Source organism: Sphingobium sp. BS19, from assembly GCF_027925545.1.
Taxonomy (GTDB): Bacteria; Pseudomonadota; Alphaproteobacteria; order Sphingomonadales; family Sphingomonadaceae; genus Sphingobium.
In genome coordinates this window covers 1-15405 of record NZ_BSEF01000021.1, presented here as the reverse complement: position 1 = coordinate 15405, position 15405 = coordinate 1, and the positions used below count along the sequence as shown (strand labels likewise).

Annotated in this window: 12 protein-coding genes; 11 read left to right on the top strand and 1 reads right to left on the bottom strand. The window is 61.0% G+C overall.

Translation table 11 applies throughout. The features are described 5' to 3' along the window. Positions 1-72: 72 nt before the first annotated feature. The 10 genes from QMG56_RS19180 to QMG56_RS19135 all read left to right on the top strand — a co-directional run bounded on the left by QMG56_RS19180 (position 73) and on the right by QMG56_RS19135 (position 13204). Positions 73-1056 carry a LysR family transcriptional regulator gene (locus tag QMG56_RS19180; protein ID WP_281824152.1) on the top strand — a complete coding sequence of 328 codons (984 nt, stop codon included), beginning with the start codon at positions 73-75 and terminating at the stop codon, positions 1054-1056. A 278-nt stretch (positions 1057-1334) separates the two neighbouring features. Next, a complete protein-coding gene (locus QMG56_RS19175) occupies positions 1335-3665 on the top strand; it encodes a TonB-dependent siderophore receptor (RefSeq protein ID WP_281824150.1) in 2331 nt (776 codons plus the stop codon). Positions 3666-3680: 15 nt separating this feature from the next. Further along, the gene (locus tag QMG56_RS19170) at positions 3681-5477 is read left to right on the top strand and encodes an ABC transporter ATP-binding protein/permease (RefSeq protein ID WP_281824148.1); all 1797 of its coding nucleotides are present in this window, start codon (positions 3681-3683) and stop codon (positions 5475-5477) included. Next, complete coding sequence (locus QMG56_RS19165; protein WP_281824146.1) at positions 5474-6823, top strand: TldD/PmbA family protein; 1350 nt, start codon at positions 5474-5476, stop codon at positions 6821-6823. The genes QMG56_RS19170 and QMG56_RS19165 overlap by 4 nt, the downstream gene beginning before the upstream one ends. 17 nt (positions 6824-6840) lie before the next feature. Further along, the gene (locus QMG56_RS19160) at positions 6841-8280 is read left to right on the top strand and encodes a TldD/PmbA family protein (RefSeq protein WP_281824144.1); all 1440 of its coding nucleotides are present in this window, start codon (positions 6841-6843) and stop codon (positions 8278-8280) included. A gap of 39 nt (positions 8281-8319) precedes the next feature. Further along, positions 8320-8643, top strand: a complete 324-nt coding sequence (trxA, locus tag QMG56_RS19155; RefSeq protein ID WP_281824142.1) for a thioredoxin — start codon at positions 8320-8322, stop codon at positions 8641-8643. Continuing rightward, the gene (locus tag QMG56_RS19150; protein ID WP_281824140.1) at positions 8640-9533 is read left to right on the top strand and encodes a hypothetical protein; all 894 of its coding nucleotides are present in this window, start codon (positions 8640-8642) and stop codon (positions 9531-9533) included. Before trxA ends, QMG56_RS19150 begins: the two co-directional genes overlap by 4 nt. A 35-nt stretch (positions 9534-9568) precedes the next feature. Beyond that, entirely contained in the window at positions 9569-11620 is a 2052-nt protein-coding gene (locus QMG56_RS19145) for a M3 family metallopeptidase (RefSeq protein ID WP_281824221.1), read from the top strand. A 35-nt stretch (positions 11621-11655) separates the two neighbouring features. Then, a complete protein-coding gene (locus QMG56_RS19140) occupies positions 11656-12138 on the top strand; it encodes a GNAT family N-acetyltransferase (protein ID WP_281824138.1) in 483 nt (160 codons plus the stop codon). Then, positions 12128-13204: a PLP-dependent cysteine synthase family protein gene (locus tag QMG56_RS19135; RefSeq protein WP_281824137.1), complete on the top strand. Its 1077-nt coding sequence runs from the start codon at positions 12128-12130 to the stop codon at positions 13202-13204. Before QMG56_RS19140 ends, QMG56_RS19135 begins: the two co-directional genes overlap by 11 nt. Positions 13205-13660: 456 nt before the next feature. On the opposite strand, the gene QMG56_RS19130 is transcribed toward QMG56_RS19135, so the two are convergent. Beyond that, entirely contained in the window at positions 13661-13846 is a 186-nt protein-coding gene (locus QMG56_RS19130; RefSeq protein WP_230187774.1) for a hypothetical protein, read from the bottom strand. A gap of 371 nt (positions 13847-14217) precedes the next feature. Between QMG56_RS19130 and QMG56_RS19125 the strand changes: the two genes are divergently transcribed. After that, positions 14218-15030 (top strand): ferredoxin--NADP reductase, encoded by an 813-nt coding sequence (locus tag QMG56_RS19125; RefSeq protein ID WP_281824135.1) that lies wholly within the window; start codon positions 14218-14220, stop codon positions 15028-15030. Positions 15031-15405 lie beyond the last annotated feature (375 nt).

Below are 15405 nucleotides of genomic sequence, written 5' to 3'. Positions count from 1 at the left end.
GGTGTCGTCCAGCATCCGCTTAGGCAGATCGCTAGCGGGTCCGGCAGGCCGAATATAGAAAGGCGTGCCTCAATGAGCTCCGAGGGATCGAAGGAGACGAAGAGCGATATGCACTCGCTTGCCGTGGAACGGCCGATGCATCGACTCAACCTGAATCTGCTCTATCCACTCCACGCGATCCTGCACGCCCCGACGCTGACCGAAGCCGGGCGTCGGGTTCGGCTCAGCCAGTCCGCGATGAGCCATGCCCTGCGGCGCCTGCGGGACCATTTTAGCGACGACCTCGTCACACATTCCGGCGGGGATCAGCATCTGACCCCGCTGGGCATGGCGTTGCGCACCGAAGTGCGGCGCGTCATGCAGGAGGTGGAGGGCACCTTCAATTACGCGCTCGATTTCGATCCCCTCACCGCCACACAGACGATCACTATCGCGACGCCGGAGGCCATCGAGCAGATGCTGCTGGGCCCTGTTCTGCGCGGACTGTCCGCCGACGCTCCCACCTTGTCGGTCCGAATGATTCCCCTCGACGTGGACGCCCCACAACGCGCACTCGATCAAGGCGCCGATCTGCTGTTGCTCTCCGAAGGTGCGGCAGTCGATCGGCTGGAGACGCTGCCGATCTTGAACGATCATGCCTCGTGCATGGTCTGGAGTGGCCATCCCGAGTTCGGCTCCAGTCGGGAGATAAGCGAGGCGCAGTATCGCGCCGCGCGGCATATCGCACCGCAGGGCGGGGTGAGGGCTCTTCTGGCTGGTGACGATCGAGGTGAGCATATGCTGAAAGCCCGGAAAATCTGGGTACGGACAAGCTCGCAGGCGACACTGCCGGCCATCCTGATCGGCAGTGACCTGGTGGCCACGGGCAGCGCATGGCTGTTCCAATATTATGCATCGATCATGCCACCGAACGTTATCCCTGCGCCTTTCCCGACGAAGGAAACGATATTCGTCGCACAGTGGGCAAACCATCGGCGGCGCGATCCCATGCTGGCCTGGTTCGTCAAACGTATCCAGGAGCAGGCTGGTCGCTTGCTTCCAAAGTGGGTCCCATAGCCATCGATATCCCTCATGCCCTGCATGAACAGTTAGAATTTGCGTGTCATGATGGTGACGCATAACCTCGGTCGGGACAGGAAAATTCGGCTGGCGCACAAGCGTTAAGACCTGAATGCCTGTCAGCAGGAGGACGGTCGCGGTTGTAGCGCTCTTTTGGAGCGCAACCGTATTTTCGCGCCGCAAGGCGCATCCGTTTAGTCACAGGGTTTCGTTCGATCGAACGTGCGGCCGTTGCTGCACGTGGGATGGCGCGTGGCCAGGAGGAGGGGATTTTTATGCTTGGTATGACTGTAAACGCACGTTGCCTGTTGGGCGCCGCCAGCCTTGGCACGATCGGTATCCTGACCGCAATTGCGCCATCGCCCGTGTTAGCACAGACTGCGCGCACCGCCGACATAACCGTACCCGCCATGCCCATGGCCAAGGCGCTTCAGGAAATCGGCGCGCAGTCCGGCGTTACTGTCACCTTCGATCCCGACGCGGTCAAAACGCTGATGTCCCACGCAGTTCGTCGGGCGGGGTCCGCGCAGGAAGCGCTTCAAGAAGCGATCAAGGGCACGAACCTCGCGATCGACCGATCCTCCGACGGCAAATTCGACATCGTCAGCGATATCGTCGTCACCGCGCGACGCGACGAGGCGGAGACCAGCGTGCTTGTCCGGCAGGCGTCGACATCCGACCGCAATGGTACGGGCCTGCGGGATCAGCCGCGCAACACACAGGTCATTTCCTCCAAGATGATCGAGGAACAGCAGGCGCTCGACATCGCGGATATCCTGCGCAATGCCGGTGGCGTCTCGGTACAGTCGAACAACCCCAACACCGGGGCCAGCTATACGGTGCGCGGCTTCAGCGCGGCCGGGCTGGTAAACGGCCTGGCGGGCGGGTCGCAATATGGCGTGCAATCCGGTGCCAATCAGCCGGTCGCAAACATCGAGCGGGTCGAGGTGCTGAAAGGCCCCGATGCGTTGCTGTCCGGCTTTGGCAACCTTGGTGGTAACATCAATGTCGTGACGAAAAAGCCCAGTGCCGAACAGCGGTTGGCCGTTTCGTTCGACACTGGTTCCTTCGGGCTGGTGCGTGGCGTGATCGATGCGAATAACGCGATCACCGCTGACAAAAAGCTGTCGGGCCGCGTCATCGCCAGTGCGCAGACGATGGATCACAATTACGGTGGCTACAAAGGGACCAAGGATTATCTCTTCGCGCCGTCGCTCCGGTTCAAGGATCGGCTGACCGACATCGTGATCGGCGCCAGCCTTTCGAAGGCGAACGCGGGCATTGGCGCTTACACACTGTTCGACAACAAGACCTTCCAGCTCATCGAGCGCGATCCATCGGTCCCGATCTACTCCCCCGATCAAGGGATCCGGGTCAACACCGACCGCTTCTATTTCGATGCGACACGTCAGATTATGCCCGGCATCGATCTTGTGGTGCGTGGCATGCACGATGAAAACGAACTGACACTCCAAGTCTACCAGGTCGGCTACAACCGGGCTGGCATTCTCACGCTAGGCGTCGGCGGATCGCAGCAGAAGGGCAAGTCCGACGCGCTCGACAGCTTCCTCCGCGTCAAGACGCACCTGGGCGATGCTGTGAAAATGAGCTTCAATGTCGGCTACAACTATAGCAAGGGCTCCACCGATCAACGCAGCGGAACGGGCTTCACCACCATCCTCAACCCGCCGTTGGGGGCGAACACCAGCCTTACCGTGCGCCCCTTCTCACCCCTGGGCGCGGTGCAAGTGCGTACCGAGGGCAAGCAGGAGGCTGTTTACGGGCAGGCACTAATCGAATTCTGGAAAATCAAGCTGCTCGGCGGCGTACGCAAGAACTGGTTCGAGACCAACACGCTTTTCTTCTTCCCCGGTGCCACGCCGCAACCGGTGCAAAAGAAGGACGGTATCGCGCCCAGTGGCGGCATCATTATCGATGTCACCAAAGATCTTTCGGTCTTCGCCAATTATGCGCGAGGCGAACAGGCGACCTTCACCCTCGATCTCAATAGAAATTTCCTGCCCAACATCATCACCACCAACAAGGAAGCAGGCGTCAAGCTCGACCTGTTCGGCAAGCGAGCGACGATCAACGCATCCTATTTCGACATCCAGCAAGACAACATCATAGTCTTCAACCCAATAGATGGGTTTACGTCGGGGCCGGGCCAGCGTGGCCGCGGCATCGATCTTAACATCGCAGGCCAGTTGCTGCCCGGATGGACGGTGACCGGCTCCTACACCCGGACCAAATATGCGCTGCTGACCACGACGCCCACGCAAACCACCGTCGCGCGTCAGCCGCGGGATACGTACAGCATCTATTCGCACTACCGCACCAAGATTGCCGATGGCGTGACCGGCGGCATGTCCGCAGGGCTTTATGGGCGATCCAGCTCCTACGCCGATGTCTTGGGGAAGTATGTGGTGCCGGCTGCGCGGCAGATCGACGTCAACGGCTTCGTGTCGATCGGCGGTTTCGACGTCAATCTGGGTATCCGCAACATATTCGACCGGCGCAACTACAACACCACCAGCGCCTTTAGCTACGTCCCGGTCGACGAGCCGCGCAACGTGCGGCTGACTATCACTAAACGTCTGTTCTGATAGATTGCCCAGAACATGATGCCATCACCCGCCAATGTTGAGGAGACCCGCCGCGAGGCGGGTCTCCAGCCGACCCAACCCGCCCGCGAACGCATCGCGCACGCTTGGCGGCTGAGCACACGCTATTTCGTGTCTGAGGATTGGAAATGGGCATGGTTTCTTCTGACACTGTATGCCGCCATTTCCTTTGGTGCGATCTATACCTTCATCTTATCGAACCGGTGGCAGCGTGAGTTCTTCGACTCGATCGAACAACGGCAATCCAGCCTGTTCGTGACGCTTATCTTCTCCTTCCTAATGATTGCCGCGCTTCAGGTTGCCGTCATGATTGCCAACAATCTGGTGAGCTGGACGCTGTCTATCCGGTGGCGAAACTGGTTGACCAACTGGTATATGGACCGGTGGTTTGCCCGCGACCGGTTTTACGAAATCGAACGCCTCCGCATGATCGACAATCCCGATCAGCGGATTGCAGAAGACATCAAGGCCTTCACGCTGGTCACACAGGGTAATTCACTGGTTGGGATAGCGATCGGCCTGATCGGCAGTTTGGTCAGCGCGGTCAGCTTTGGCTACATTCTTCTCCAGACATCAGGGCCGTTGGTAATACCGATCGCAGGCTATCAGATTTCGCTTCCGGGCGGCGATCTCATCTGGTTTTCGATCTTGTATGTTCTTTTGGGATCGGTACTCATCACCTGGATCGGCAAGCCCTATATCCGCCGCCGGATGCGTGAGCAGCACTATGAGGCTGACTTTCGAAGCAATCTTATTCATGTTCGCAGAAATGGTGAGCAGATCGCTTTTTCGCGTACGCAGGAGATGGAGCGCGACGGACTGAAGGTGTCCTTCGCCAGTATCCGGCAGAATTGGTATCGGCTGATGTGGGCAAATATCGGCTTGAGCGCGGGAAGCAGCGTCTACGATCGGGTCATGACCGTTATCCCCTTGTTCCTGACGGTGCCAAAGTTCTTTGCCGGTCAGATCAGTTTTGGTCAGGTCTTGGCGTCACGCGATGCGTTTACACAGTTCAGCTCGTCCCTATCCTATTTCGTCCAGGTCTATCCCGGCCTTGCGGCGCAGATCGCCAACATCAATCGTCTCAAGGCACTCGACGATTCGATCGATAATGAACGACCGCGCGGGATTGCCTTTCACCCTGGTGAAGCGGGCGAAGGCATCTCGATCCATGTCAAAAATCTGGAGCTGCGTCGCCCCAATGGGGAGCCGCTGCTCGCGCTTGGCGAGTGGGCGGTGCGCGACGGCGAGCGATGGGTGATCGAGGGCCCATCCGGGGCAGGCAAGACCACTTTGCTCCGCGCGATCGCCGGACTTTGGCCCGACGGAGCAGGATCGGTCGCGATGACGGGGCACGGCGTCGCCATGCTGGTGCCACAGCGCCTCTACCTGCCGCTTGGCTCCCTGAAAAATGCAGTCTGCTTCCCTGATCGTGCCGAAGATCATGACGATGAAGTGATCGCGGCGCTGCTCAAAAAGGTCCGGCTGAGCGCGCATGTCGACGACATTCATCAGGTCCGCATGTGGCAGGACGAGCTGTCGCCCGGTGAGCAGCAGCGCGTTGCGCTCGCGCGTATCCTGCTGCAGCGCCCGACGCTGCTCGTGCTGGACGAAGCGACCAGCGCGCTCGACGCCGACAATGCCGCACATTTCTATGAAGCCGTGCGCGGGGCAATGCCTGACACCACGATCGTGAGCGTCGTCCATAACGAAATGCTGGCCGCTTATCACACCCATCGCCTGCTTCTGCAGGATCGGCAGGCCACCACAGCAATGATCGAGACGAAAGCATGAGCGAACTGCTGACGCAGAATGAGGCGGACCTGCGCGATGCCGCCGCGCTGGCGGTGGACCTTGCCGTCCGGCGCGGCGCCAAGGCGCGCGCGTCGGTCCATCATGAAGGTGTCGGCAAGCTCGCGGTGCGCAATGGCGAAGTCGAGACAGCCGAGCGTAGCGGTAGTCAGGGACTGGGCATCACGATTTTCCACGAGGGCCGACAGGGATCCGCGTCGACCGCCGGGTTCGACCGCGCGGCGATCGAGCGGGTGGTCGAAGAGGCGATGCTGATCGCAGGCCATGTCCAGCCCGACGCGGACGCCGACCTGCCGCCGGCGGACTGGCTCGCATTTTCCGGCCCTGCGCCCGAGCTGTATGCCGATAGCCCACGGAATCCCGATGTACTGCTGGATGCGGCGCAGGCGATGGATCGGGTTGCGCGCGAGAGTGTGGCCTCGGACAGTCGGCTGCGGGCAGGCGAATCCGTCGCGGTTGCAATCGAAGGCCTTTGGGCGCTGGCAACCAGCGATGGCTTCTGCCGCAGCGTTCAGCGCTCCAACGATACACGCTGGGCGGTGATGCTGGCGCAGGACGAGAGCGGCAGCACATCGGCCTTCTGCCAGTCGAAGGAGCGTCGGGTCGATGCGCTGCTGTCCCCCGCCCTTCTTGTCCAAAGCGCCGCCAACCGGGCGCGTCAGGCGCTGGGTGGGCGCACCATCGGGAGCCGGCGATGTGCCGTGCTGTTCGATCCGCACACGGCATCGACATTGGTCGGCGAACTCGCCGGCGCACTGACTGGACATGCCCAGTATCGCAAAATGAGCTTCCTCCCCAATCCGATTGGCCGCAGCGTCGCGGCGCCGCATCTCGACCTCAGCGAAGACCCCTTCGAACCGTTAGGATTGGCCAGCGGCGGATTCGACAGCGAGGGCATTGCAGGATCGGCGCGCACGATCCTGCGCCAGGGTGTCGTCGAAGGCCTGTTTCTCTCGACCTTCTCCTCGCGCAAGCTGGGCATGGCATCGACCGGCAATGCCGATGGCTTCTACAATCTCCGCCTGACCAGCTCGGCGCCGAGCGGGGACTGGCAGGACATGCTGGAGCAGCTTGGCACCGGCCTCGTCGTGACCGAATTTCAGGGCGGCAAAACCGACCCGGCCAGTGGCAACTGGACGCAGGCGATCAAGGGCTTATGGGTCGAGGATGGCCGCGTCGTCCACGCCGTCACCGACGTGACGCTGGCCAGCAATATGCCCGCGATGCTGACCGGCATCCGCGCGGTGGGCCGCGATGTCGAGCGTCAGGGGGCGATCCGTACCGGGTCCATCCTGATCGACGATATGCAAGTGGGAGGCACGGCATAAACGGTGGCGACCTTGCGTTGGAGCGCGCGCGCGCGCGATTGCTCGACCCGGCCGGACTGGACGAGGCCGCGATCAGCCGGGCCTTGGGCCATCTGGCTGGCGGCGGCGCGGATCTGGCCGATCTGTTCTTCGAGACGACAAGCCTGCGCACCTGGCGGCTGGAAGGTGGCCGCGTCACCAATGGCGCCTTTTCCATGCGACAGGGCGTCGGCGCACGGGCTGCGCATGGCGGCCATGTGAGCTTTGCCCATTCTGCCGACATGCGCGAAGGCGCGCTGCAGGATACGGTCCGTGCGGTTCGCGCTCTGGCGCGGGATGGCGACCGGGCGGCGCATCCGCAAGGCATTGCGCTCAACCGTCATGCAGATCGCCACAACCTCTACCCCGTTATCGACGCAGTCGCGGTGGAAGATGCGACGGCCTGGATCGCCCTGCTGGAGCGGATCGATCAGATCGCGCACGCTCATGATCCGCGGATCGTGCGCATCGACGCGAACGTCCGCGCGCAGGACACCACTGTCCTGGTCGCCAATGCTGATGGACTGCTGGCCGGCGATGTTCGGCCTATGACCATATTGGCGGTCATGGTCGTCGCCGAAGCGGACGGGAGGCGTGCACGCGGTCAGGCAGGGTTGGGGCGACGGGCGGGACTGAGCGGTTTCGACGCAGCATCGGTCGAAACGATGGTCGCTGCCGCCGTGCGCATGGCGCTCCAGAATCTCGACGCGATCCCCGCACCCGTCGGCGAAATGCCGGTGGTGCTGGGGCCGGGCTATCCCGGCGTGCTGTTCCACGAAGCAGTCGGGCATGGGCTGGAAGGCGACCATCATCGCAAGCATCTCTCCGCCTTCGACGGCAAGGTGGGGGAGCGGATCGCCGCGCCCGGCGTCACGGTGATCGACGATGGCGGGATCGCAGGGCGGCTGGGCTCGCTGGGGATCGATGATGAAGGCGCAGCGCCGGATCGCACCATTCTGGTCGAAGACGGCGTGCTGACCGGCCTGATGCAGGATCGCCTCAACGCCGGGTTGATGAATGCGCGGTCGACCGGCAACGGTCGTCGCCAATCCTATGCCCATCTGCCGATGCCGCGCATGACCAACACCTTTCTGGCAAACGGTCAGGCCGACCCGGCCGACATCATCGCTTCGATCGATCGCGGCATCTACGCGACCGAATTCGACGGTGGGCAGGTCGATATCGTCACCGGGCGCTTCAACTTCACCACGATCGAAGCCTGGCTCGTCGAAAAGGGCAAGCTCATAGCACCCGTGCGTGGTGCGACACTGGTTGGTGTCGGCCATGAAGCGCTGCGCCATATCTCGATGGTCGGTAACGACCTGGCCTTCGACACCGGCATGGCAACCTGCGGTAAGCAGGGACAGACGCTTAGCGTCAGCGTCGGCCAGCCAACCCTGCGTATCGACCGGATGATGGTCGGCGGACAGGCCCGTTGATTTTCCCGAACTCTCCTTCCCCCCCAAAGGATAACGATTATGCGTAATGCAACCGAACAGGATTTCGACGACATCGTCATGAAGAACGACAAGCCGGTGCTGGTCGACTTCTGGGCGCCATGGTGCGGGCCATGCAAGGCGTTGGCACCGACGCTGGATGAACTGGCGGAGGAATATGCCGAAGAGATGGAGGTCGTAAAGGTCGACATCGAAGCCAATCCGGCGCTCGCGACGCGGTTCGGCGTGCGCGGCATTCCGCTGCTGATGATGGTCAAGGACGGTGCAGAACAGGCGCGTACCTTTGGCACGATCTCGCGCAGTCGGCTCGACGCCTTCGTCGAAGCCAATGTCGGAGCCGCATGATGACCGACATCGCTTTTCTGGGTGATCCTGCGATCAAGGCGCAGGCGCTGGCACGCTTGCGCAGCCACGTCGCTGCCGGGACATTCGTCATCTTTCCTGCATGGGAGGACGGCAAAGCCAATGTCATCGGTGCGCTCGTCGAAGCCGACGACAAGCAGGCTTTTGCCGATCAATATGGTTACCCCATCGCATTCACGACGGCATTGGAAATGATCGTCAACGCCTTCAGGGCCGTGCCGGCTGCCCAGGATTTTGTTGGCGCCTTGCTGGAGCGCACGCCGGTCGGGGCGGACCTTTCCCGGGTCGTGCCGCAGGTGCTTGCCTATCTTCTCGAGCGGCCGGATGTCGCCACGCTCACGGCGCGGCACGTTGAACTGGAGATCTGCCGATGCTCCGTCCTCGCCTTGCACCAGCGCGCGATCGCCGGTGAGACGCCCGACCGCAAGGAATGGAAATCAGCGCGTCTGGCCGCTGTCGCAACCAGCGACACCATCACCGATGATGCAATGGCGCGATTGGCGGGCCTGATCGTGGAAGCGGCAGCATGGCCCGCGACGATGCGCACTGTTCTGCACGATACGCTGGGCGCTTGCGGTCGTCTGGAGATTCAGCAGATGATGGATGTCATGGGCTGGACGGACGCAGATGAAAGCCGCGTCTTCAAGATCCGGGAGCAGGCCGAGGTCGATGGGCGCATGGCCGAGCTGGAAGGTCTGGACCGGGTGCTGGCCTTACTCGATGCCGACGATCCTGAACTGGCACGTGGATTTCGGGAACGGCTTGAACAGTTCGGGAAACTCGGCGACTTTTACCGGACTGTCGGGTGGAAGGTCATCGATCTTTCCGAGCAGGCGCCGCTGGCCGCCTCAACCCGCGAGAATGTGGCCTGACGCGCTGTGCGGATGCAGCGCCCAATATGGACTGGATGACGATGAACCCGTTGCTGAAGACATTGGAATTGCCGCGCTTCGCCGAAATTCGGCCCGATCAGATCGAGTCTGCGCTCGATCAGGTGATTGCCGATCATCAGGCAGTCGTGCGGACACTGGTGGAGACCAGGCCCCTTAGCTTCGCCGAGGCATGGATGCCGTTGGAGCGAGCGGATACCGCAATCTCAGGCGTCTGGTCGGCGGTGTCACATCTCCACGGCGTGGCCGACACACCCGAACTGCGCGCCGCCTTCGTGGCCGGGCAAGCACGACTGGTCGAGAATCATCTGCGGATGATGCAGAATGAGGCACTGTACGAAGTGCTGGTTGCGCTGACCACGACGCAGGACTTTGCCACGCTTCCAGATGCCGATCGGGTGGCCGTGGAGCATATGCTTCGGGACTTCAGGCTGTCAGGCGTGGCGCTGGCCGCCGAGGCGCGCGCGCGCTTTGCGGCGATCACGGTGGAGTTGTCCAGCCTGACCACCGCATTCGGCAATGCCGTTCTCGATGCGACCGATGCCTGGTTCGAACATGTCGAGGATGCCGCTCTGCTTGCCGGCATTTCCGAGTCCGACAAGGCGATGTTCGCTGAGGCCGCCAGCGCGCGTGGCTTGAACGGTTGGGTCGTGACGCTGCAAATGCCGAGCGTGAACGCAATTCTGACCTTCGCCGAGGATCGGGCACTGCGGGAGCGCGTGTACACGGCGTCCGGAACCCGAGCGTCCGATCAGGGGCCGCACGCAGGCCAGTTTGACAATAGCGGGCGGATCGCCTCCATCCTGGCCTTGCGTCGCGAGGCCGCCGAATCGCTTGGCTTCAGCGATCCGGTGGCGTGGTCGCTGGCCACCAAGATGGCGCCGGGTGGGCAGGACGTGCTGACGTTCCTGCGTGATTTGGGTGGCCGTGCGAAGCCGGCGGCCGAGCAGGAATTCGCCTCTCTGGAGGCCTATGCCGCCGAACATCTCGGCATCGACGATCTGCAGCCGTGGGATATGACCTTCGTTTCCGAGCGGCTGCGCAAGGCGCGCTATGCCGTCGATGAGCAGGAAATACGCAAATATTTCCCGGTCGAGCGCGTCATTACAGGGTGGCAGCAATTGCTCGACCGCCTGTTCGGTATTCATTTGGTGGCGCGTACAGACGTGGCCGTCTATCATCCTGATGCTTGCTATTATGATGTGACGGACGAGACCGGCGAGATTTTCGCAGGTGTCTATGTCGATCTCCACTCCCGCCCCGGCAAGCGGAGCGGCGCATGGATGGCCCAGGCACGCCCACGTCTGAACGACGGCAATGTACGGCGCGTGCCCGTCGCCTATCTGGTCTGCAACTTCGCGCCCAAGACCGATGGCAATCCTTCGCTGTTGAGTCACAGGGAAGTGGTGACATTCCTGCACGAGACAGGCCATTGCCTGCATCACCTGTTCACGCGGGTCGATCGCCCCGGCATCGCGGGCACCAATGGCTTCGAGTGGGATGCCATCGAACTGCCCAGCCAGTTGATGGAGGACTTTGCCTGGGATCGGGATGTGCTGCGCGGCATGTCCGGCCATTACGAGACCGGCGCGCCACTGCCGGACGCCCTTTTCGACAAGTTGTTGGCTGCCCGTGAGTTTCTGTCAGGCATGTTCATCGTGCGACAGGTGGAACTCGCGCTGTTCGATCTGCTGCTGCACCTCGGGGCGATGGGCCACGATCCAATGGAGGTGATCGAGGCGGTGCGCGACGAGGTGGCCGTGGTGCATCCGCCCGCATGGCATCGCTTCCCGCACGCTTTCACCCATATTTTCGCGGGCGGCTATGCCTCGGGCTATTATAGCTATCTTTGGGCGGAGGTGCTGGCCGCAGACGGCTTCCAGCGCTTCGTAGAGGCGGGGCTGGTCGACCGGCCGACGGCGGCGAAGTTCCGGGACGAAGTATTGTCGCGCGGCGCCAGCCGCCCGGCGGCAGAGAGCTTCCGGGCGTTTCGCGGGCGTGACGCGGACCCGCAGGCGATGCTGATCCGGCACGGACTGACGGACGATGCAATCGGCACCCCGTTATGATAGACACTCCGCGCGAAGCCATCGTGTACCGAAGATTGGAGGCGGCGGATGCCCTGATCTATCGCCATCTTCGGCTGGATGCGCTGCGCCTGTCGCCATCGTCGTTCGGAGGTCTCTTTGAGGAGGAGCAGGCGAAGGACGTCAGCGAATTTGTCGATGCGATCGGACGGAATGCGATCTCCGGGGCTTGGAACGGCACCGGGGACTTGGTCGGAACGGTGGGACTGTTCGCGCGGGCTGGCGTGAAACTTCTTCACAAGGGCGTGTTGTTTGGCCTGTTCGTCGCGCCCGACTGGCGGACGAAAGGCATCGGTCGCGCCTTGGTCCAACACGTTATCCGTGAAGCCCGACCCTCGATGGAGGCATTGCAGCTGGCCGTCGCGACCCCGTCCACCTCCGCCGTCCGGCTCTACCGGGAATGTGGTTTCCGCGAGTACGGACTTGAACGTCGAGCCTTGAAGATCGGCGGCGAGTATGTGGATGAATATCTGATGGAGTTGACCTTCGATGACTGCTGATCGCAGCTATGCGGTGGCGCGCTCTTGGCGCGCGGAAGCCATTCGCCGGATCGAGGCGGACTATAACCGCTCGGCGGATACCCATCTCATCCGGCTTGATCTGCCACGTTATCCGCAGATCAAGCTGTATCTGAAGGACGAGAGCAGCCATCCGACCGGCAGCCTGAAGCATCGGCTGGCGCGTTCGCTCTTCCTATATGCGCTGTGCAACGCGTGGATCGGACCCGATACCTGCGTAATCGAGGCATCCTCGGGATCGACTGCCGTCAGCGAAGCCTATTTCGCCCGGATGTTGGGCCTACGTTTCATCGCGGTCGTGCCGACAACCACCGCCGCGCCGAAGCTCGATGCGATCCGTTTCCACGGCGGCGAAATTCATGCCGTGGATGATCCGCGAACGGTGTACGATGTCGCGCATCGTCTCGCCCGCGAGACGGGCGGGCATTATCTCGACCAGTTCACCTATGCCGAGCGCGCGACCGACTGGCGCGGCAACAATAATATTGCGGAGAGCATCTTCGCGCAGATGTCGGCGGAGGAAGACCCCGTGCCGACCTGGGTGGTCTGTGGTGCGGGCACTGGCGGAACGTCCGCGACCATCGGCCGCTATATCGCCTATCAGCGCCATGCCACCCGGCTGTGCGTGGCCGATCCGGTCCACTCGATATTCCACCGCCATTTCGCCGATCGCACCGCCGTCGCGCTGCCGGAAGGATGCGCCAGCCGTATCGAGGGTATCGGACGGCCACGTGTCGAACCCAGCTTCATCCCGGCGGTGATCGATCGCATGATCGCAGTCGAGGACGCGCACAGTATCGGTGCGATGCGCGCATTGTCCCGGCGCCTTGGCAGGAAAGTAGGGGGATCGACCGGCACGAACCTCGTCGCCTGTACGCAATTGATCGAAGAAATGTCTACCCAGGGCGAGCATGGTTCGATCGTCACGATATTATGCGATGGCGGTGACCGGTACGGGTGCACCTATTATGACGATGACTGGCTCTCAGCACGCGGCGTCGACTGGCAGGAGCACGAAAGCGCAATGAATCGTTTCGTCTCTGGTTGAGGGAAATGAGTCCTTTTTCGTGGGAAACGGATAGCCTGAGAACGTGTAAGGGTCAGGTCCAAGGAACGTCCCTTCGGAAGTCTTGAACGCCCCGATCACCGCTGCGGCAAAAGCCCTCCAACGCGATGGTGATGTCAGTCGCTATTCCGACTCACGAGACTGCAACACTGCGCGCCGGGAAGGCGGATGTACTTGCAACCGTTGGGGTGAAGCGGGGCAGAAAGCAATCTGGTAGGAGGGCGGCTTCGATAAGCGCGCCATCGCCTCCTCCCTAAGTCAACCTTGCCCCCACCAATCCCATAGAATGACTTGCGCGGATTGTAGCAAAAAAGCAGTCACCTGCCGACACACCGCAAAGCATTTTTTGGCTTTGGCCGCGTGACCGCCGGCTGATCTGGGGGTGAGCGTGATATACCGTGAATAGGAAGCGCTACCACCTGCAGACCTAAAAGACACTCAGCCCTTGGCCAGAAGGTCTACTATGTGCTGAATATCTCCCGACACGACAACATAATTGCCCTTTTCAAAATTCACGGCGCTCGCATCATTTCCGCCTTTGAAGCGGCGAACAAAATTCACACGATCTGCATTTACAGCAATAGGTTCGCCATCGGGGGTTTCCAGAAGCACATAGCCGTTCATAAATTTCCTAAAACATCAAAACGATAGCCTACCGCAGCCCTGGGGGAATGGCCAGCACGCAGGTCCAGCTGTCAGTGATGGGAGTTCGCACGAGATTATAGCCGAGCCCGCATTCGCTATCCACAAGTGTGACTTGCGATTGAGCGCGAAGCCATTTTTGGCTCTGTTCCCACTTTGGTTGTGCTTTGGATGCCACCTGGCGCAAATCCGGAGGAGGGCGCGCGATCCTGAGTATTTGAGCGTCTCCGAACGATGAAATTGGAGGCAGCGGGCGCCTAATTTGCTTCAGTGGCTTCCACTTCCCCCCCCTTTTCTTGTAGGGGCTGAGCCGAACATGCATTTTTAGCCTCCTTCTTTCTCGTTATGCGAACATGAGTAACCGCTCCACCATGCCTTCCCTTATCGCTCCTTCATCCAACCTCACGGTCGAAACAGTCACTAGCGTACGTCATTGGAATGACCACCTTTTCAGCTTCTCGATCACTCGCCCGCCTAGCTTCCGGTTCCGGTCGGGCGAGTTCGTCATGCTGGGGTTGCCGGCGGAGGGCAAGCCTTTGCTTCGGGCGTATTCGATCGCGAGTCCCGCTTATGCGGAAGAACTGGAATTCCTGTCGATCAAGGTACCGGACGGGCCTTTGACGTCACGGCTTGCCGAAATTCGGGAGGGGGACGAGCTCTTTCTCGGTCGCAAGCCGACAGGTACGCTGGTGGCCGACGCATTGTTGCCGGGTAGCCGGCTGTTCCTGCTGTCCACTGGTACTGGCCTTGCGCCGTTTCTCAGCATCATTCGCGATCCGGATATCTACGAGCGGTTCGGGCAGATCGTGGTGGTGCATTGCGTTCGGCAGGTCAGGGATCTGGCATTTCGGGAGGAACTAGAGTCGCTTCTGGCCAACGACGTGTTGGTGCAGGATCAGGCGCTGGTGCAGCTAAGCTATTTGCCGACCGTGACGCGGGAGCCTTTCCGTACGACCGGGCGGATAGACGCGCATATCGAAAGCGGCCTGTTGTTCGAAGGGGTAGGGGGCCAGCATCGGTTCGATCCTGAGACAGACCGGATCATGATGTGCGGCAGCATGGCAATGATCCGCGACCTTGCAGCGCGCTTCGACCGGGATGGTTTTGCCGAAGGGTCGAATGCAAAGCCGGGTCACTATGTGATCGAACGGGCATTCGTGGACTAATATCAGATCGTGTCACCGACTGTTTTCCAGCAAATATTGGCTGAACGAAAAAAGTTGGATTTTAGTCGTTGACACGAATCGATCACGGGCATAGACGGCGCCCTCCGGACAACGCGGCGCTCTTCTACGGCACCTGGAAACAGGGTTAGCCACTTAGAAGAAGTCACGGAAATCCGGGCAGAATTTGGTTCTTTGACATTGTTAGTTTGATGAAGGGACATGTGGGCGACGGCTCTGGTTTCGTGCGGTTTTATGGCGTGCGAGATCAGTTAAAATTAGGCCGTTCCTATATGTCTCAATTTACATATCCACAGTGAATGTAATTTGTGCAGGAATGGCTCCATGAAATGGCAGCCTTTGACGTGGCTTATTCCG